The sequence below is a fragment of the Streptomyces sp. NPDC000941 genome, assembly GCF_053599555.1.
On the sequence record NZ_JBSFMM010000240.1, the window covers coordinates 1 to 16499 of the forward strand.

16 protein-coding genes are annotated in these 16499 nt (G+C 70.5%); 6 read left to right on the top strand and 10 right to left on the bottom strand.

The features are described 5' to 3' along the window. A partial coding sequence (gene ppc / locus ACWDSL_RS44825; RefSeq protein ID WP_450494393.1) for a phosphoenolpyruvate carboxylase occupies window positions 1–2773 on the bottom strand: 2773 nt, incomplete at its 3' end. A 258-nt stretch (window positions 2774–3031) separates the two neighbouring features. Between ppc and ACWDSL_RS44830 the strand changes: the two genes are divergently transcribed. The 3 genes from ACWDSL_RS44830 to ACWDSL_RS44840 all read left to right on the top strand — a co-directional run bounded on the left by ACWDSL_RS44830 (window position 3032) and on the right by ACWDSL_RS44840 (window position 5263). Next, the gene (locus ACWDSL_RS44830) at window positions 3032–4024 is read left to right on the top strand and encodes an acyl-CoA desaturase (RefSeq protein ID WP_450494395.1); all 993 of its coding nucleotides are present in this window, start codon (window positions 3032–3034) and stop codon (window positions 4022–4024) included. After that, window positions 4024–4722, top strand: a complete 699-nt coding sequence (locus ACWDSL_RS44835; protein WP_450494414.1) for a TetR family transcriptional regulator — start codon at window positions 4024–4026, stop codon at window positions 4720–4722. Before ACWDSL_RS44830 ends, ACWDSL_RS44835 begins: the two co-directional genes overlap by 1 nt. 67 nt (window positions 4723–4789) lie before the next feature. Then, window positions 4790–5263, top strand: a complete 474-nt coding sequence (locus ACWDSL_RS44840; RefSeq protein WP_450494397.1) for a hypothetical protein — start codon at window positions 4790–4792, stop codon at window positions 5261–5263. Window positions 5264–5274: 11 nt separating this feature from the next. Here ACWDSL_RS44840 and ACWDSL_RS44845 read toward each other — a convergent pair whose 3' ends face one another. The 4 genes from ACWDSL_RS44845 to ACWDSL_RS44860 all read right to left on the bottom strand — a co-directional run bounded on the left by ACWDSL_RS44845 (window position 5275) and on the right by ACWDSL_RS44860 (window position 8260). Then, entirely contained in the window at window positions 5275–6144 is an 870-nt protein-coding gene (locus tag ACWDSL_RS44845; RefSeq protein ID WP_450494399.1) for a hypothetical protein, read from the bottom strand. Between the two features lie 123 nt (window positions 6145–6267). Next, a complete protein-coding gene (locus tag ACWDSL_RS44850) occupies window positions 6268–7062 on the bottom strand; it encodes an SDR family NAD(P)-dependent oxidoreductase (RefSeq protein WP_450494400.1) in 795 nt (264 codons plus the stop codon). 14 nt (window positions 7063–7076) lie between these two features. Continuing rightward, window positions 7077–7439 carry a VOC family protein gene (locus ACWDSL_RS44855; RefSeq protein ID WP_450494416.1) on the bottom strand — a complete coding sequence of 121 codons (363 nt, stop codon included), beginning with the start codon at window positions 7437–7439 and terminating at the stop codon, window positions 7077–7079. Beyond that, window positions 7439–8260, bottom strand: a complete 822-nt coding sequence (locus ACWDSL_RS44860; RefSeq protein ID WP_450494402.1) for a trans-aconitate 2-methyltransferase — start codon at window positions 8258–8260, stop codon at window positions 7439–7441. Before ACWDSL_RS44860 ends, ACWDSL_RS44855 begins: the two co-directional genes overlap by 1 nt. A 130-nt stretch (window positions 8261–8390) precedes the next feature. On the opposite strand from ACWDSL_RS44860, the gene ACWDSL_RS44865 reads away from it, so the two are divergent. After that, window positions 8391–8888, top strand: coding sequence for a MarR family winged helix-turn-helix transcriptional regulator (locus tag ACWDSL_RS44865; RefSeq protein WP_089505207.1), 498 nt, complete (start codon window positions 8391–8393; stop codon window positions 8886–8888). Here ACWDSL_RS44865 and ACWDSL_RS44870 read toward each other — a convergent pair. The 4 genes from ACWDSL_RS44870 to galT form a co-directional block, all read right to left on the bottom strand. Next, a complete protein-coding gene (locus ACWDSL_RS44870; RefSeq protein ID WP_450494404.1) occupies window positions 8847–9752 on the bottom strand; it encodes a LuxR C-terminal-related transcriptional regulator in 906 nt (301 codons plus the stop codon). The genes ACWDSL_RS44865 and ACWDSL_RS44870 overlap by 42 nt on opposite strands. A 339-nt stretch (window positions 9753–10091) precedes the next feature. Next, window positions 10092–11291, bottom strand: a complete 1200-nt coding sequence (gene galK / locus ACWDSL_RS44875) for a galactokinase (RefSeq protein ID WP_450494405.1) — start codon at window positions 11289–11291, stop codon at window positions 10092–10094. A gap of 16 nt (window positions 11292–11307) precedes the next feature. Then, complete coding sequence (gene galE / locus ACWDSL_RS44880; RefSeq protein ID WP_450494407.1) at window positions 11308–12282, bottom strand: UDP-glucose 4-epimerase GalE; 975 nt, start codon at window positions 12280–12282, stop codon at window positions 11308–11310. Beyond that, entirely contained in the window at window positions 12279–13322 is a 1044-nt protein-coding gene (galT, locus tag ACWDSL_RS44885) for a galactose-1-phosphate uridylyltransferase (protein ID WP_358632236.1), read from the bottom strand. Before galT ends, galE begins: the two co-directional genes overlap by 4 nt. Window positions 13323–13532: 210 nt before the next feature. Here galT and ACWDSL_RS44890 point away from each other — a divergent pair, with 210 nt between their 5' ends. Together ACWDSL_RS44890 and ACWDSL_RS44895 are read left to right on the top strand one after the other, a co-directional pair. Beyond that, a complete protein-coding gene (locus ACWDSL_RS44890) occupies window positions 13533–15203 on the top strand; it encodes a sodium:solute symporter family protein (protein ID WP_450494409.1) in 1671 nt (556 codons plus the stop codon). Window positions 15204–15239: 36 nt separating this feature from the next. Next, the gene (locus tag ACWDSL_RS44895; protein WP_450494411.1) at window positions 15240–15545 is read left to right on the top strand and encodes a hypothetical protein; all 306 of its coding nucleotides are present in this window, start codon (window positions 15240–15242) and stop codon (window positions 15543–15545) included. On the opposite strand, the gene ACWDSL_RS44900 is transcribed toward ACWDSL_RS44895, so the two are convergent. Further along, entirely contained in the window at window positions 15524–16219 is a 696-nt protein-coding gene (locus ACWDSL_RS44900) for a helix-turn-helix transcriptional regulator (RefSeq protein ID WP_450494412.1), read from the bottom strand. The two genes, ACWDSL_RS44895 and ACWDSL_RS44900, sit on opposite strands and share 22 nt — an antisense overlap. Window positions 16220–16499: the final 280 nt, after the last annotated feature.

Here is a 16499-nt window from a genome sequence, read left to right on the forward strand (position 1 = left end):
GAAGGCCGACAAGACGCCCAGCGCCTCGGAGAGCCCCAGCGCCTCCAGCAGCCCCAAGGCGAGCGCGCAGACCCGCCGCGACGCCGTTGACCGTCAGGAGCAGGGCGCGGGCGAGGAGCGGGTCGGGGGCTTCGCCGCGCTCGTGGGCGGTGCGCTGGCGGTGCAGCAGCGAGACCTGGAGGTAGGAGATGGGGTCCAGGTAGGCGTCGCGCACGTGGAAGGTCTGCTTGAGGACCGGGTTGGAGTCGAGGAGTTCGGTCTCGCCGGTGATCCGCAGCACCTCGCGCACGGTGAGCTCGTGCTCGGCCTCGATCGTGGCGAAGACGTGCTTGAGCTCGTCCGGGACCAGCGTGTCGACGTAGTGCCGGGCGATCCGCAGATCGGTCTTGGCGAGCGTCATCTCCACGTTGGCCAGGAAGTTCCGGAAGAAGTGCCAGTGCTGGTGCATTTCGTCGAGCGCCGCGTCCAGCCCCGCCTCGCGGGCGGCCTTGAGCCCGGAGCCGACGCCGAACCAGCCGGGGACGATCTGCCGGGACTGGGTCCAGCCGAAGACCCAGGGGATGGCCCGCAGTCCGTCGAGGCCGGCGCCGGAGTCGGGGCGCCGGGAGGGGCGGGAGCCGAGGTGGAGTTCGGCGAGCTGGTCGACGGGGGTGGAGGCGAAGAAGTACGCGGGGAGGTCGGGGTCCTCGACCAGTGCGCGGTAGGCGCGGTGGGCGGCATCGGAGACGGTGTCCATGGCCGCGTCCCAGCCGGCCAGTGCCTCGTCGGACTGGCGGGGGGCGGTGTGCAGGGCGGATGCCTGGAGCGTGGCGGCGACGGTCAGCTCCAGGTTCTCCCTGGCCAGCGACGGGACGAGGTACTTGTCGGAGATGACCTCGCCCTGCTCGGTGACCTTGATCTCGCCTTCGAGGGTGCCCCAGGGCTGGGCGAGGATCGCGTCGTGGGTCGGGCCGCCGCCGCGGCCGACGGTGCCGCCGCGGCCGTGGAAGAGGCGCAGCCGTACGCCGTGCCGGTGGGCGACGTCGCGGAGCAGCCGCTGGGCGCGGTGGATCTCCCACTGTGAGGTGGTGATGCCGCCGAACTTGGAGGAGTCGGAGTAGCCGAGCATGACCTCCTGGACGTCGCCGCGCAGGGCGACGAGCCGCCGGTAGGAGGGGTCGGAGAGCATGTCGTCGAGGAGCTGGTCGGCGATCTTGAGCTCGTCGGTGGTCTCCAGCAGCGGCACGATGCCGATCTTGGCCCAGCCGGCGTGCAGGTCGACCAGTCCGGCCTCGCGGGCGAGGACGGCGGCGGCGAAGACGTCGTCGGAGCCCTGGCACATGGAGATGATGTAGGACTCGACGATCTCGGGGCCGAACCGTTCGAAGGCCTCGCTGATGGTGTGGAAGACACCGAGCGTCTTGGCCCCGGCGGCGTCCAGCGGCGCGGGGGTGGGCGCGAGCGGGCGGCGCGACCGCAGCTCCTTGGCGAGCAGCTTGCGGCGGTAGTCGCGGGGCATGTCCGCGTACCGCCAGGATTCCTCGCCGAGGCGGTCGAAGAGCTGGCCGAGGGCGTGGTGGTGGGCGTCGGCGTGTTCGCGTACGTCCATGGTGGCCAGCTGGAGCCCGAAGGCGGCGAGGGTGCGGATGGCGCGCTCCATGCGGCCGTCGGCGATCAACTGGCCGCGGTGGGCGCGCAGGGATTCCTGGATGAGGTGCAGGTCGGCGAGGAGTTCTGCGGTGCCGAGATAGTCGCGTCCTGGCTGGTGGGGGGTGCCGCCGGCGAGGCGGGTGCGGGTGTTGAGGAGCTTCTGCCGCACACAGGTGGCCTTGAGCCGGTAGGGCTCTTCGGCGTTGAGCCGCTTGTAGCGGGGGCTGATCTCGGGGAGGAGTTCCAGGTCGCGCTGGAGGGAGTCCAGGAGCTCTTCGGAGGCGTCGGAGTTGCGGATGGAGCTGGAGAGCGCGGCCCGCAGGTCGTCGATGATGGCGAGGGCGTCGGTGATGCCGTGTTCGTGCTGGAGGATCAGCACGTCCCAGGTGACCTGGGGGGTGACGTTGGGGTTGCCGTCGCGGTCGCCGCCGATCCAGGTGCCGAAGGTGAGGGGGCGGGTGGTGGCGGGCAGCGGGGCGCCGACGCGCTCCAGCTCGGCGGAGAGGTCTTCGAGGACGTCGCCGACGGCGCCCGCGTGCAGTTCGTCCAGGTAGTAGATGGCGTTACGGGCCTCGTCGGCGGGCTCGGGGCGGGCGACGCGCAGTTCGTCGGTCTGCCAGAGGAGGTCGATGTTCTCGGCGAGGCGCAGGTCGGTGCGGCGCTTGTCGCCGCCGACGGCGAGGGTGTCGAGCAGTTCGGCGATGCGGCGCAGCTTGTTCAGGACGGTGCGGCGGGCGGCCTCGGTGGGGTGGGCCGTGAACACGGGGCGAACGTTGAGATGGCGGACGGTCTCCCGCAGATGCTCGGGGTCGGCGTCCTTGAGCTGGTCGGCGGTGCGGGAGAGCAGCCCGCCCTCGGCGGCGCGCTTGGCGCGCAGCTCGCGGCCGCGGTGGACCTGTTCGGTGATGTTCGCCAGATGGAAGTACGTGGAGAACGCGCGTACCAGCTTGGCCGCCGTCTCCAGGTCGGTGTCGCCGAGCAGCTCCGCGGCGGCTTCGCCGTCACTGCGGGTGAGGGCACGGACCCGCTCGACGAGGTCGAGGAGGTCGGAGCCCTCCTGCCGGACCAGAGTTTCGCCGAGGAGGTCACCCAGACGGCGGATATCGGCACGCAGGGCGGCATTGGTGTTGTCGGCACTGCTCACAGGTGCGGGCTCCTTGCAGTGTTCGGGCACTGGGCGGGGTGAGGACGGGACCTGAACGCCGTGGCTGCCTGTGCCACCGGCCCCGGGACCCCCGTGCTGTCGGCGAGATGCGGACCGCGCTGTCCGACGCCACCAGGATAGGCGGCACGCCCTCGGGGGAATCCATAGCCCTATTGCCCCGCTTCGGGGCCCTGCCATACTTACGTCGCCGTAGGTTACGGTCCCGTAGCCGTACCCCCGAGCCCCACGAGGGATCCCATGACTGCAAGCCCCGACGTGATCGACGACGCGCCCGGCGCCCTCCGGGACGAGGCAGAGCACCCACTTCCCTCCGCCACGCTCGGCGGGGACAACAAGCGCTCCATCGAACAGATCACCCTGCTGCTCTTCATCACCGTCCCCTTCCTCGCCCTGGCCGCCGCCATTCCGCTGGCCTGGGGATGGGGGGTCAGCTGGCTGGATCTGACGCTGATGGTCGTCTTCTACTACATCGGCTGCCACGGCATCACCATCGGCTTCCACCGCTACTTCACCCATGGCTCCTTCAAGGCCAAGCGGCCGCTGCGGATCGCGCTGGCGATCGCCGGGTCGCTGGCGGTGGAGGGGCCGCTGGTGCGCTGGGTGGCCGACCACCGCAAGCACCACAAGTTCTCCGACGCCGAGGGCGACCCGCACTCCCCCTGGCGGTTCGGGGAGACCGTTCCGGCGCTGATGAAGGGCCTGTGGTGGGCGCACATCGGCTGGATGTTCGACGAGGAGCAGACCCCGCAGTACAAGTACGCGCCCGACCTGATCAAGGACGACGCCATCCGCCGGGTCTCCCGGCAGTTCGTGGTCTGGACGCTCGTCTCGCTGCTGCTCCCCGCGCTGATCGGCGGTCTTGCCACCTGGTCCTGGCAGGGCGCGGCGACCGCGTTCTTCTGGGGGTCGCTCGTCCGGGTCGCGCTGCTGCACCACGTCACCTGGTCGATCAACTCGATCTGCCACGCGGTCGGCAAGCGCCCCTTCAAATCGCGCGACCGGTCCGGCAATGTGTGGTGGCTGGCGGTGCTCTCGTGCGGTGAGTCCTGGCACAATCTCCACCACGCCGACCCGACCTCCGCCCGCCATGGCGTGATGAAGGGCCAGCTGGACTCCAGCGCCCGGATCATCCGCTGGTTCGAGAAGGCGGGCTGGGCCTATGACGTGCGCTGGCCCAGCGAGGCCCGTATCGACGCCCGCCGTAAAGAGGAATCCGCCGAAGCGGCATGATGGGGGGCGTGGCGACCGACAGTAATACCAGCGGTAACAAGGACCGGGCGGCCCGCGCCTCCGGATCCGGGACCCGGCGCGCGCGCCGGGTGCGGATGACCGGCAAAGAGCGCCGGGAGCAATTGCTGGACATCGGTCGCGCGCTCTTCGCCGAGCGCGGCTTCGAAGGCACGTCGGTGGAGGAGATCGCGGCCAAGGCCGGGGTCTCCAAGCCGGTGGTCTACGAGCACTTCGGCGGCAAGGAGGGGCTGTACGCGGTGGTGGTGGACCGCGAGATGCGCCGGCTGCTGGACATGGTGACCGGAGCGCTGACCGCGGGCCACCCCCGTGAGCTGCTGGAGCAGGCGGCCTTCGCGCTGCTCGACTACATCGACGCGTACACGGACGGCTTCCGCATCCTGGTGCGCGACTCCCCCGTCGCCCAGTCGACGGGCAGCTTCGCCTCGCTGATCAGCGATATCGCCACCCAGGTCGAGGACATCCTCGGCCTGGAGTTCAAGGCCCGCGGCTTCGACCCGAAGCTCGCCCCGCTGTACGCGCAGGCGCTGGTGGGCATGGTCGCGCTCACCGGTCAGTGGTGGCTGGATGTGCGCCGGCCGAAGAAGGCCGAGGTGGCGGCCCATCTGGTGAATCTGGCCTGGCACGGTCTTGACGGTCTTGAGCCCAAGCCCCGGCTGATAGGCCACCGCAAGGCGTAACCTCCGGGGGCTGGTCCGCGCCGCTTCCTCCGGTAGATGATGTGAGCCACGGGGGAGGGGGCTGCGTATGGCCACGATCACGGGGCGCGCGGGGGAACGATCCGAGACGCGCAAGAAGACGATCGGTGCGGGGCCGGGCTTCTGTCACACGCTGGGTCTGCTGGTGCTGGCGCTCTCGGAGTGGGTACGGGCGGATCTGAAGGACGCGACCTCGTACGCTTCGCACTCGTATCTCAAGAACATGATCGAGTTCGCGGCGGAGCTGGCCGATACGGACTGGTACAAGCCCGCCGTGGATCTCTACGACAAGGTCTCCTTCGGCCAGCCGCGCGCCGCCCTGTGGGCGGCCGTCTTCATGGCCCTGGTGGTACGGCTCAACCGGCACGGTCCGGAAGAGGCCCAGCAGGCGCTGTCCTGGGTGACCGCCGCGTACTGTCTGCTGGCCACGGTGGCCCTCATGCCGTACCTGGCCGCCCCGGGCATCGGCGTCATCCTGCTGCTGGCGGTGAGCGCGGGCCTGGTGAGCGTGGCGACGCGCTGAGCCGACCCTGATCAGCGCTGGTACACCATGGTGCACAGCAGCGTCCGGCCGCCGTTGACCACCCACGACCAGTAGTACGTACGGTCGCCCTGGACCCGGGCGCAGTTCGACGCGGAGGGGTTCGCCGGGGCCTTGTACACGCCGGTGATGTGCAGGATCTGGTTGTACCGGGCCGGGACCTTCCCGTCGCACTCCACCACGGTCATCAGCCCGGCCCGCATCTGCGCCGACTGCCCGCTGCCCGACTGCTCGGCCATCAGGCAGTAGCCCACCTTGAACTGGCGGGTCAGGCACAGGGCGATGGTCTGCCCGCGGGAGGTGTACGACATGTAGTTCTGGCCCGGCCCCTGGCTGCAGGCGCTGCTGCTGGAGCGCACGGCGTTCACCCACATATAGGCGTTGTAGGCACTGCAGCCGACCCGGCTCGGCACCTGGGTGTTGTAGCCCCCGGCGCCGGTGTCGTACACGGCGAGGCAGTCCCCGGCACTCACCGCCCGGTAGGCGTCCGCGGTGGGATCCGGCGCCACGGTGGGCGTCGCGGGCCGCTGAGTCTCCACCGACCCCCCGCCGCCCCCACTGCCGCTGCCGCTGCCGCCGGAGCTGTAGCCGGGCGAGGTAGGCAGGCCGCTCGGGAGACCGCTGGGTATCCCACTCGGCAGACCGCTGGGTATCCCGCTGGGGAGCACCGGCAGCCGCGAGGAGCCGCTGGACGGGAGGGCACCCGCGAACGATGTCTTGTCGTCGTCCTCGACGACCTGCGGTAACACGAGAACGGCGAAGGCGAGGGCGGCGGCGACCAGTATCCAGACCCCGCGCTGCCTCTGCTCCTCGCTGCTCGTCGTGCCCGTGCTCGAACCAGACCCGCCCGACGCGCTGCTCATGGCTCTCCCCCGAGAACGTAAGCCTTGGCCCACCCTTTGCTGTTCTGCGCATCCACGGTCTCATGACACACCGCTCAGGGGGAGCTTGCTGCGGCAAAGCGTGCCTGGCATGTGACCTCGGCTTCACGGCACCGCTGTGATCCCCCCGTCGACGCGCAGGTCGATTCCGTTGATGTAGCCGGCCAGTGGACTGGCCAAGAAGGCGACCGCCGCCGCGATGTCCTCCCCGGTGCCCAGTCGCCCCGTCGGGTTCGGCGCGTATTCGGCCACCACGCGCGGCTCCAGCTCCGACCAGTCCTGAGGCCAGCCCCGTGCGGCCGCCCCGTCCTCGAACAACTTCCGCATCCCGTCGGTGACGATCACTCCGGGGCTCACGGTGTTCGCGGTGATCCCTGAACCGGCGAGATGCCGGGCCAGGCTGGTGGTCATGTTGACCACCGCGGCCTTGGCCGCCGAGTACTCGACCATGTTCGGCAGCGGAGTCGTCGCCGCCCGGCTGCCCACGTTGATGACCCGCCCCCAGCCGCGCTCGCGCATGGACGGCATTAAGGCCCGGATCATCCGCACCGCGGAAAGCACGTTGCCGTTCACCGCGTCCAGCCACGCCTCCGGCTCCGCGGTCTCCCAGTCGTGTTCGGCGAACGGACCGGCATTGTTGACCAGCACGTCCACGCCCCATGCCCGCGCCTGGTCGGCCACCTTCCCGGCGGCCTCGTCGTCGGTGAGGTCGCCCAGCGCGACCTCGACCGTCCCGCCGACGGCGCGCAGTTCCCGCGCGACCTCACCCGTACGCCCTGGGTCGCGGCCGTGCACCAGCACCGCGCACCCCTCATCGACCAACATCCGTGCCACAGTCGCGCCGATGCCTCCGCTGCTTGCCGTCACCAGCGCGCGTCGTCCTGCAAGGTCAAGATCCATGCCCCACAGGCTAGTCAGGCGACCGGCTCCAGGAACTCCAGCCGGTTGCCGACCGGGTCCTGGGAGTAGAAGCGGCGGTGGCCCGGCAGGTTCTCATCCCAGACGACCTTGGCGCCGTGCTCCGCCAGCCGTGCCGCGAGGGCGTCGATGTCCGTCACCCGGATGCCCGGGTGGGCCTTCTTCGATGGCTGGAAGTGCTCCTCGATGCCGAGGTGGAGCTGGACCGGACCGCATCGGAACCACAGACCGCCGCGGGCCGTCAGGACGGGGGGCTTGGCGATCTCGGTCATGCCGAGCGCATCGCCGTAGTACGTGCGGAGCGCGCTCTCGGCGCCTGACGGCACGGCCAGCTGCACATGGTCGATCGCGGCGAGCATCATTCCGCCTTCCGGGCGACGGCGAAGATACGGCGGAAGGGGAAGGCCGTGCCGTGCGGGCCGGGTGGGTAGGCCTTGCGGAGGAGGTCGGCGTATTCGGCGAGGAAGGCGTCCCGGGCCGTGGGGTCGCCCTGGAGGGCGGTGAGGACGGGGCGCAGGGCGGTGCCCTTGACCCAGTCGAGGACGGGGTCGGTGCCGGTCAGCATCTGGATGTAGGTGGTCTCCCAGGCGTCGACCTCGCAGCCGAGAGCGGCCAGCCGCTCCAGGTAGGCGGCCGGGTCGAGGACGGGGGCGGGGCGTTCGCCGTAGGTGGCGAGGCGGTCTCGCCAGTGGGGGGCGTCGCACAGGTCGGCCAGGATGGTGTGGCTGGGCGCGGTGAAGTTGCCCGGGACCTGGAAGGCGAAGGTGCCGCCGGGGCGGAGGGCGGCGATCCAGGCCGGGAAGGACTCGGGGTGGTTGGGGACCCACTGGAGCAGCGCGTTGGAGACGATCAGGTCGAAGGTCTCGTCGGGGACCCAGTGCGCGGCGTCGGCGGGGCGGAAGTCCAGCAGGCCGCCGCCGTCCTCGGGGGCGTTGTGGGCGCGGGCCGCCTCCAGCATCTCGGCGGAGTTGTCGAGGCCGGTGACATGGGCGTCGGGCCAGCGGTCGAAGAGGAGGACGGTGACATTGCCGGCGCCGCAGCCGAGGTCGGCGATGCGGGGCCGGCGGCCGGGGGCGGAGGGGAGGTCGGGGATACGGGCGAGGAGGTCGAGGAAGGGGCGGGTGCGATGGCCCGCGTGGCGGAGGTACTGGCGCGGATCCCAGTTGGGTGAAGAGTGCATGGCGAAGCCCCCAGGCAGGTACGCATGGTGTGCGGCGGTCTATCGGTCTATGCCGTCCGGGCCTACGGTGCTCCAGGAAGTATCTTGATGTCAAGAGACTTCATGTCGACAGACCAACTACACTGATCACATGGAGGACGAGGTCGATCGGCTGGTCGCGGCGTGGCGCCGGGAGCGCCCTGACCTCGACGTGGAACCGCTGGAAGTGCTCAGCCGCGTCAGCAGGCTCGCCCGCCATCTCGACCGGGCGCGGCGGATCGCCTTCGCCGAGCACCATCTGGAGCCCTGGGAGTTCGACGTGCTGACGTCGCTGCGCCGGGCCGGGACGCCGTATCAGCTCTCGCCGGGGCAGCTGCTCACCCAGACCCTGGTCACCTCGGGCACCATGACCAACCGGATCGACCGGCTGGCGAAGAAGGGCCTCGTCGAGCGGCTGCCCGACCCCAGCGACCGGCGCGGGGTGCTGGTGCGGCTGACCGACGAGGGGCGCGACCGCGCCGATCAGGCGCTCGCCGGGCTGCTCGACCAGGAGCACGCCATCCTCGCCGAGCTGTCCCAGGCGCAGCGGGCCGAACTGGCCGCGCTGCTACGCCAGCTGACCGCCCCGTTCGACAATCTCCCCGGCTAAGTCGACCGGGCCGACCCCGGCGCGGCGGGCCAGGGCAACGGCCGCCAGGGTGGAGTGCACGCCGAGCTTGCCCAGCACGTTCTGCATATGGGTGCGGACCGTGTGCGGGGACAGATACAGCCGCTCGGCGACCGCCTTGCGGCCGAGCCCGGCCACCATGCAGCGCAGCACCTCGCGCTCGCGCGGGGTCAGCGACTCGACCAGCCGCTCGCTCTCGGTGCGGTGCTTACGGGCGGCCGTCATCTCCCGCAGCACGCCGGTGAGCAGCGCGGGCGGCAGATGCGTCTCGTCGCGCAGCACGCCGCGGATGACCGCGAGCAGCCGGGAGAGCGAACAGTCCTTGGCGACCCAGCCGCACGCCCCGGCCTGCAGGGCCGCCGCCGCCCGGCGCGGGTCGTCGCGCTCGGCCAGCACCACCGTACGCACGCCCGGCTGTGTCGAGCGGACCCCGCCGACCAGCGAGATGCCGTCCACGGCCCGGCCGCTCGCCATCCGGGCGGGCGCCGCCCGGCCGTTCACGACCCCGCCGCCGACGGTCCCGCCGGTGAGCTGCCCGCCGGTGAGCGATCCGCCGCCCACGGCCCCATGGCCCGTCGGCGCGCCACTCATCAGCGATTCGGCGGATACGGGCAGCGGCTGTGGCGGAATGCCGACGGCCCCCCTGACCCCTCCGCCCAAATCCGCGTCGACCAGCATCACATCGAAGCGGCGCCCCTCGGACGCCCCGCGCTCCAGACAGCGCAGCGCCGCCGGACCGCTGCCGGCCGCCGCGACCTCCACGTCCTGCTCCGCCGCGAGGGCGGCCGCCAGCGACTCGGCGAAAATGCGATGGTCGTCCACCACGAGAACCCGAATACGTGCCATGGAACCCCCCACGTCGCCGGATACGGAAAAACCCAGTGCGGGTACGGCGCCCGGTGCGAGGGTCGCCGCAACCGCACGGCCGCCGCCGTGCTGATCGCTACCCCACCCCGGGCGTCGTACCTGCCTGTCTCGCCCCCTGATACGCGTCGGCCCCCACCGACGCTGTGCACAGCGTACGGCCGGAGTCCGACACCGGGGGTGAATTTCGGCAAAACTGACCGTCGGCGTACCGACGTTGACCTGCTCTCGTGAGGATCGTGTTCCGTTGTGAGGAGTAAGTCAACGAATCGGTACGGTATTTGATCGGGCGAGCGGTCAACTGGCCGATGGGCTTGCCTGTTACGCGAGCCGCCGCGCCCCCGCGCTCGGCACCGCCGGGAAGATCCGCGGGGTCCGGTACCCGGCCGCCGCGAACGCCTCGGTCACCGCCTTCCCGACCGCCTCCGCGTCCGCCTCCTCCACCAGCACGATCGCCGAACCGCCGAAGCCACCGCCGGTCATCCGGGCGCCGAGCGCGCCCGCCGCGTTCGCCGTCTCCACGACCAGGTCGAGCTCCGCGCACGAGATCTCGAAGTCGTCGCGGCACGAGGCGTGCCCGTCGGTCAGGATCGGGCCGATGGACCGGGTGGCGCCCGCGTCAAGGCGCTCGATGACCTCCTCCACCCGGTGGTCCTCGGTCACCACATGGCGCACCCGCCTGACCAGCGTCTCGTCGCCGGCCAGCGTGTCGAGAGCATCGTTCAGGTGCTCGTACGCGACATCGCGCAGGGCCCGCACCCCGAGCGCCCGCGCACCCGCCTCGCACGCGGCGCGCCGGTTGGCGTACGCGCCGTCGCCCAGTTCGTGCTTGACCTGGGTGTCCACGACCAGCAGCCGCAGCCCCTCGGCCGCCAGGTCGAACGGCACCTGACGCAGGGTCAGCTCACGGGTGTCCAGGAACAGCGCGTTCCCGTCCGTGCAGCAGGCGGACGCGGTCTGGTCCATGATTCCGCAGGGGACGCCGACGAAGACGTTCTCCGCGCGCTGGCACAGCTGGGCGATGCGCAGCGGCTCCAGGCCGAGACCGTACAGCTCGTTCAGCGCGAAGGCGGTCACCACCTCGAGCGCGGCGGAGGAGGACAGCCCCGCGCCCGTCGGCACCGTGCTGGTGTAGTGCAGATCCGCCCCGCCGGCCGCGGCGCCGGTGAGCACCCCCGCGTCGCGCAGCGCCCACGCCACGCCCGCCGGGTAGGCCGCCCAGCCGCCGCGGTCGCCGCCCGCGTCGTCGGCGACCGGCGCGAGTTCGTCGATGCGCAGCTCGACGACCCCGCCCGGCGCGTCCCCGGAGTGCAGCCGCAGCACGCCGTCGGTGCGCACGCGGGCGGCGGCCAGGCAGGTGTGCGGCAGCGCGAGCGGCATGACGAAGCCGTCGTTGTAGTCGGTGTGCTCGCCGATCAGGTTGACCCGGCCCGGGGCCGCCCAGACGCCCTCGGGCTCGGCCCCGAACACCTTGCGGAAACCCTCCACCGCGCGGTCCGGGCCGCTCACACTGTCACTCACGGGCTGACTCTCCTTCTCACTGTGCGACGTGCTGTGCGAACCGCCAGGCGTCCGCGACGATTCCGGCCAGGTCGGCGCGGTTCGGGCGCCAGCCGAGGCGTTCCTTGGCCCGCTCGGCCGAGGCCACCAGGACCGCCGGGTCGCCGCCCCGGCGGGGGGCGGTCACCTCGGGGATCGGGTGGCCGGTGACCTCGCGTACGGTCTCGATGACCTCGCGGACCGAGAAGCCGTTGCCGTTGCCGAGGTTGCAGATCAGGTGCTCGCCCTCGGTCGCGGCGCCCAGCGCCAGCAGATGGGCGTCGGCCAGGTCCGCGACATGGATGTAGTCGCGGACGCAGGTGCCGTCGGGGGTCGGGTAGTCGTCGCCGTAGACGGAGATCGCCTCGCGGCGGCCCTGGGCGACCTGGAGGACGAGCGGGATGAGGTGCGACTCGGGGTCGTGCCGCTCGCCGTACGCCCCGTAGGCGCCCGCGACGTTGAAGTACCGCAGGCTCACCGCCGCCAGGCCGTGCGCCGCGCACTCCCCGCTGATCATGTGGTCGACGGCGAGCTTGGTGGCCCCGTACGGGTTGGTCGGCGCGGTCGGGGCGCTCTCGGTGATCGGGACCTGCTCCGGCTCGCCGTAGGTGGCGGCGGTGGAGGAGAAGACGAGCTTGCGCACGCCCGCCTCGCGCATCGCCGCGAGCAGGTCGGTGGTCCCGCCGACGTTGTTGACCCAGTACTTCTCGGGGTTGACGACGGACTCGCCGACCTGCGAGAAGGCCGCGAAGTGCAGTACGCCGTCGAAGGAGGGGTCCAGCCACTTGGCGGCGTCCTGAATGCGCCCCTCGATGAACTCCGCGCCCTCCGGCACCCCGGCGCGGTGCCCGGTGGACAGATCGTCCAGCACGGTCACCCGGTGACCGGCCTCCAGCAGATGCGCCGCGACCACGCTGCCGACATAGCCGGCACCGCCGGTAACCAGGTACTTCCTCTGCTGCGCATCACTCACTTGCTCGCTACCTCTCGCAGTCGCTCGGCCGCGGCCTCCGGCGGCACATCGTTGATGAACACATTCATGCCGGATTCGGAACCCGCGAGAAACTTCAGCTTGCCGGAAGTGCGGCGGATGGTGAAAAGCTCGAGGTGAAGTGCGAATTCACCGCGGTCAGCGATGCTGAACGGCGCCTGGTGCCAGGCCGCGATGTACGGCGTCGGCGGCTCATCCTCACCGAAAATCCGGTCGAAGCGCTTCAAGAGTTCCAGATACATCTGTGGAAACTCTGTGCGCGCGCCTTCGTCGAGGTCACGGAGGTCGGGGACGCGCCGCTTGGGATACAGATGCACCTCGTACGGCCAGTGCGCGGCGTACGGCACAAAGGCGATCCAGTGCTCGCCGTCCATGACGATGCGCCGCCCGTCGGCCCGCTCGTCGGCGACCACGTCGTCGAAGAGGTTGCGGCCGGTGCGCTCACGGTGCTCGGCGAGCGAGCGCAGCATCAGCTGGGTGCGAGGCGTGGCGAAGGGATACCCGTAGATCTGCCCATGGGGGTGGCCGAGGGTGACGCCGATCTCCTTGCCGCGGTTCTCGAAGCAGAAGACCTGCTCGACGGAGGGAAGATCGGCCAGTTCGGCGGTCCGGTCGGTCCATGCCTCCAGGACGAGGGCGGCCTGTTCGACGGTGAGATCGGCGAAGGACGCGTTGTGGTCGGAGGTGAAACAGACGACCTCGCACCGGCCCGAGTCCCCGGCCAGTGAGGGGAAGCGGTTCTCGAAGACCACGACGTCGTAGTCGGCGGCGGGGATCTCGCTGTGCCGGCCTTCACGGGAGGGGCACAGCGGGCATTCGTCGGCCGGCGGGTGGTAGGTGCGGCCCTGGCGGTGCGAGGCGACCGCGACGTTGTCGCCGAGCAGGCGGTCATGGCGGATTTCGGAGCTGGTGGCGATGGGGTCCAGGGGCCGCGGGTCGACGGCGTCGCGCACCGCGTCATCGCGCGCGTCGTAGTAGATCAGCTCGCGTCCGTCCGCGAGCCGCGTCGCCGTCTTCTTCACTCCGCCAACTCCTGTCAGTGCCATGGGTCAAACCAACGACTGCCACCCAACACAACCGAACACAATGAACCACAACTCAACAGCCGCGTCAATGAGGGTGAAAATGAGCGTGAAGGTGACCGGACAAAGCAGGAGAATTCGGATACCTTCGCCGCACGTTTCTGGTGCGTTCCGTTCCGCGTTCCGTTCCGGCGATGAAGCGAGTCACGTATGCACTATCTGGCCGAAGGGCTCCGGCTCCCCACCAACGCACTCGACTACTCCATTCTCATCCTCTACTTCGTCGTTGTCCTGGGCGTCGGATTCGCCGCCAGAGCGAGCATCAAGACAAGCCTCGACTTCTTCCTGTCCGGCCGCTCCCTGCCCGCCTGGGTGACCGGCCTCGCCTTCGTCGCCGCCAATCTGGGCGCCCTGGAAATCCTCGGCATGGCGGCCAACGGCGCGCAGTACGGCGTCTACACCGTGCACTGGTACTGGGTCGGCGCCATCCCGGCCATGGTCTTCCTCGGCCTGGTCATGATGCCCTTCTACTACGGCTCCAAGGTGCGGTCCGTCCCCGAGTTCCTGCTGCACCGGTACGGGCCCGCCTCGCATCTGCTCAGCTCGATCATCTTCTCGGTGGCGTCCGTGCTGATCGCGGGCGTCAACCTCTACGCGCTGGCGATCGTCGTCGAGGCGCTGCTGGGCTGGCCGCAGTGGGTGGCCATCGTGGTCGCGGGCCTCTTCGTGCTGATCTACATCACCCTCGGCGGGCTCTCCTCGGCGATCTACAACGAGGTGCTGCAGTTCTTCGTCATCCTGGCCGCCCTGATCCCGCTCACCGTCGTCGGCCTCAAGCGGGTCGGCGGCTTCGGCGGGCTGGCCGACTCGCTCAACGACAGATACGGCGAGAACTTCACCTCCGCCTGGAGCGGCACCGGTATCGGCTCCGCCAACCCGCTGGGCGCCAACTGGCTGACCATCGTGCTCGGCCTCGGCTTCTGCCTCAGCTTCGGCTACTGGACCACCAACTTCGCCGAGGTACAGCGCGCCCTGTCCGCCCGAAACCTCTCGGCCGCCCAGCGCACCCCGCTGATCGCCGCCTACCCCAAGATGTTCATCCCGCTGATCGTGGTCGTCCCCGGGCTGATCGCGCTGGTCATCGAGCCGGGCCTGGGCAGTACGAAGAGCGGGCTGCAGTACAACGACGCGATCCCGCTGCTGATGCGCGATCTGCTGCCCAACGGCGTGCTGGGCGTCGCGGTGACCGGGCTGCTCGCCGCCTTCATGGCGGGTATGGCGGCCAACGTCTCGTCCTTCAACACCGTCTTCACCAACGACATCTGGGCGGCCTATGTGCGCAGAGGCCGCTCGGACGAGCACTACCTGCTGACCGGGCGCGTGGTGACGGCGATCGGTGTGGTGTGCGGCATGGGGACGGCCGTCATCGCGTCCTCGTTCAGCAACATCATGAACTATCTGCAGACCCTGTTCTCGTTCTTCAACGTGCCGCTGTTCTGCGTCTTCATCATCGGCATGTTCTGGCGGCGGGCCACGGCCGCGGCCGGGTTCTGGGGGCTGCTGTCCGGGACCGTGGCCGCGATGATCAACTATTTCTGGCTCTACAAGGCGCAGGTGATCTCCATCCCCAGCGACCAGGGGGCCAACTTCGTCTCGGCGATCGTGGCGTTCGTGGTCGGCGGCGTGGTGATGGTGACCGTCTCGCTGTGCACCAAGCCCAAGCCGGTGGAGTCGCTGGCCGGGCTGGTCTACGGGACCACCTCCCCCGGGATGGCCGAGCCGCCGGCCGCCGGCGACGAGGCCTGGTACCGCCGGCCGGCGCTGCTGGGCTGGGGCGCGATCGTGCTGGCGGCGCTGTGCTACGTGCCGTTCTCCCTGTGACCCCCGTACGACTCGCCGATCGGAGCCTCATACGTCATGAGTGACGAATACGAGTACCAGCACCAGGTCGAGGAACTCGAGGGCAAGTCGGCGTCCGCGGCCCGGCTCTTCGACGTACGGCGGATCATCGGCGGGCTGTTCGTGATCTACGGGATCATGGTCACCCTCGCCGGGATCACCGTCTCGGACGCGGACCTGAAGAAGGCCGAGAACATCAACATCAACCTCTGGACGGGCGTGTGCATGCTCGTCCTCGGGCTGCTGTTCCTGCTCTGGCTGAGGCTGCGGCCGACCGCCGCACCGCAGCCCTCACCACCCGGTCACGGCGAGGGCGGCGGCTGATGGGTCCGGTGGGTCGCCGCCCGGTCCAGCAGCCCCGTACGCGCGGCCAGGGCCGCGGCCTCCAGCCGGGACCCCACCCCCAGCTTCATCAGCACCCGCTGCACATGCGTACGCGCCGTGCTGGACGCGATCCCCATGCCCGCGGCGATCAGCCTGGTGTCCTCGCCGTCCGCGACCCGGACCAGCACCTCCACCTCGCGGGGGGTGAGCATCCGCAGCAGCCGGGAGCCCTCGTCGTCCGGCTGGGCCGCCGGGTTCAGCAGCTCGGCGAACGCGCCCTGCAGCAGCTGCGGCGCCACGGCGGCCTCCCCCGCGCGCGCCTTCACCATCGCCCGCTCGACGCCCTCGATGCGCTCGTCGTGGCGCACATAGCCGGACGCCCCGGCCGCGAACGCGGCCGCTATGCCGCGCGGGCTCGGCACCGGGCCCAGCACCACCACGGCGACCTGGGGCCGCTCCTTCTTTATCCGTACGACCGGTTCGAAGGCCCCGGGCTCGGCGGGCGCCGCCGTGCCCAGCAGACACACCTCCGGTGCCCGGCTCACCACCAGCTCCGCCGCCCCCGCGCTCGGCGCGGCCGCCGCGAGCACCCGGTGCCCGCGCAGCTTCAACGCCGAGGCAAGCGCCTCGGCGAGCAGACGGTGGTCATCGACCACCATGAGTCGCACGCCCACGAGCTCCCCCCATCCGCTCAGGCACGAAGTCCCGGCCGCTCACCGGCCGCTCAGTCCCGCCGTCCGCGCCGACATCCCCTCAACTGCGCGGCCTGCTGGGCCCCACACAGAGGCCCTGGACTCCCTTGCCCCGGGAAGCTACACGCTTGTTCGACGTCATGGGCCCCTTACCCGGAAGAAGCCCCCCGGAATGCCGACGAAGGACTGCCACACCGGCCCGGACGGCTCGCACCGTCCGAAGGTGGTGACCGCGTCGTGCGCCAGGGCGCGGAAGGCGTCG

Coding starts and splice junctions, on each gene's coding strand:
- ACWDSL_RS44860 (WP_450494402.1), bottom strand. CDS start 8,260: ATGCACTCTTCACCCAACTGGGATCCGCGCCAGTACCTCCGCCACGCG.
- ACWDSL_RS44855 (WP_450494416.1), bottom strand. CDS start 7,439: ATGCTCGCCGCGATCGACCATGTGCAGCTGGCCGTGCCGTCAGGCGCC.
- ACWDSL_RS44840 (WP_450494397.1), top strand. CDS start 4,790: ATGGCCACGATCACGGGGCGCGCGGGGGAACGATCCGAGACGCGCAAG.
- ACWDSL_RS44850 (WP_450494400.1), bottom strand. CDS start 7,062: ATGGATCTTGACCTTGCAGGACGACGCGCGCTGGTGACGGCAAGCAGC.
- ACWDSL_RS44845 (WP_450494399.1), bottom strand. CDS start 6,144: ATGAGCAGCGCGTCGGGCGGGTCTGGTTCGAGCACGGGCACGACGAGC.
- ACWDSL_RS44890 (WP_450494409.1), top strand. CDS start 13,533: ATGCACTATCTGGCCGAAGGGCTCCGGCTCCCCACCAACGCACTCGAC.
- ACWDSL_RS44830 (WP_450494395.1), top strand. CDS start 3,032: ATGACTGCAAGCCCCGACGTGATCGACGACGCGCCCGGCGCCCTCCGG.
- ACWDSL_RS44870 (WP_450494404.1), bottom strand. CDS start 9,752: ATGGCACGTATTCGGGTTCTCGTGGTGGACGACCATCGCATTTTCGCC.
- ACWDSL_RS44835 (WP_450494414.1), top strand. CDS start 4,024: ATGGGGGGCGTGGCGACCGACAGTAATACCAGCGGTAACAAGGACCGG.
- ACWDSL_RS44895 (WP_450494411.1), top strand. CDS start 15,240: ATGAGTGACGAATACGAGTACCAGCACCAGGTCGAGGAACTCGAGGGC.
- ACWDSL_RS44865 (WP_089505207.1), top strand. CDS start 8,391: ATGGAGGACGAGGTCGATCGGCTGGTCGCGGCGTGGCGCCGGGAGCGC.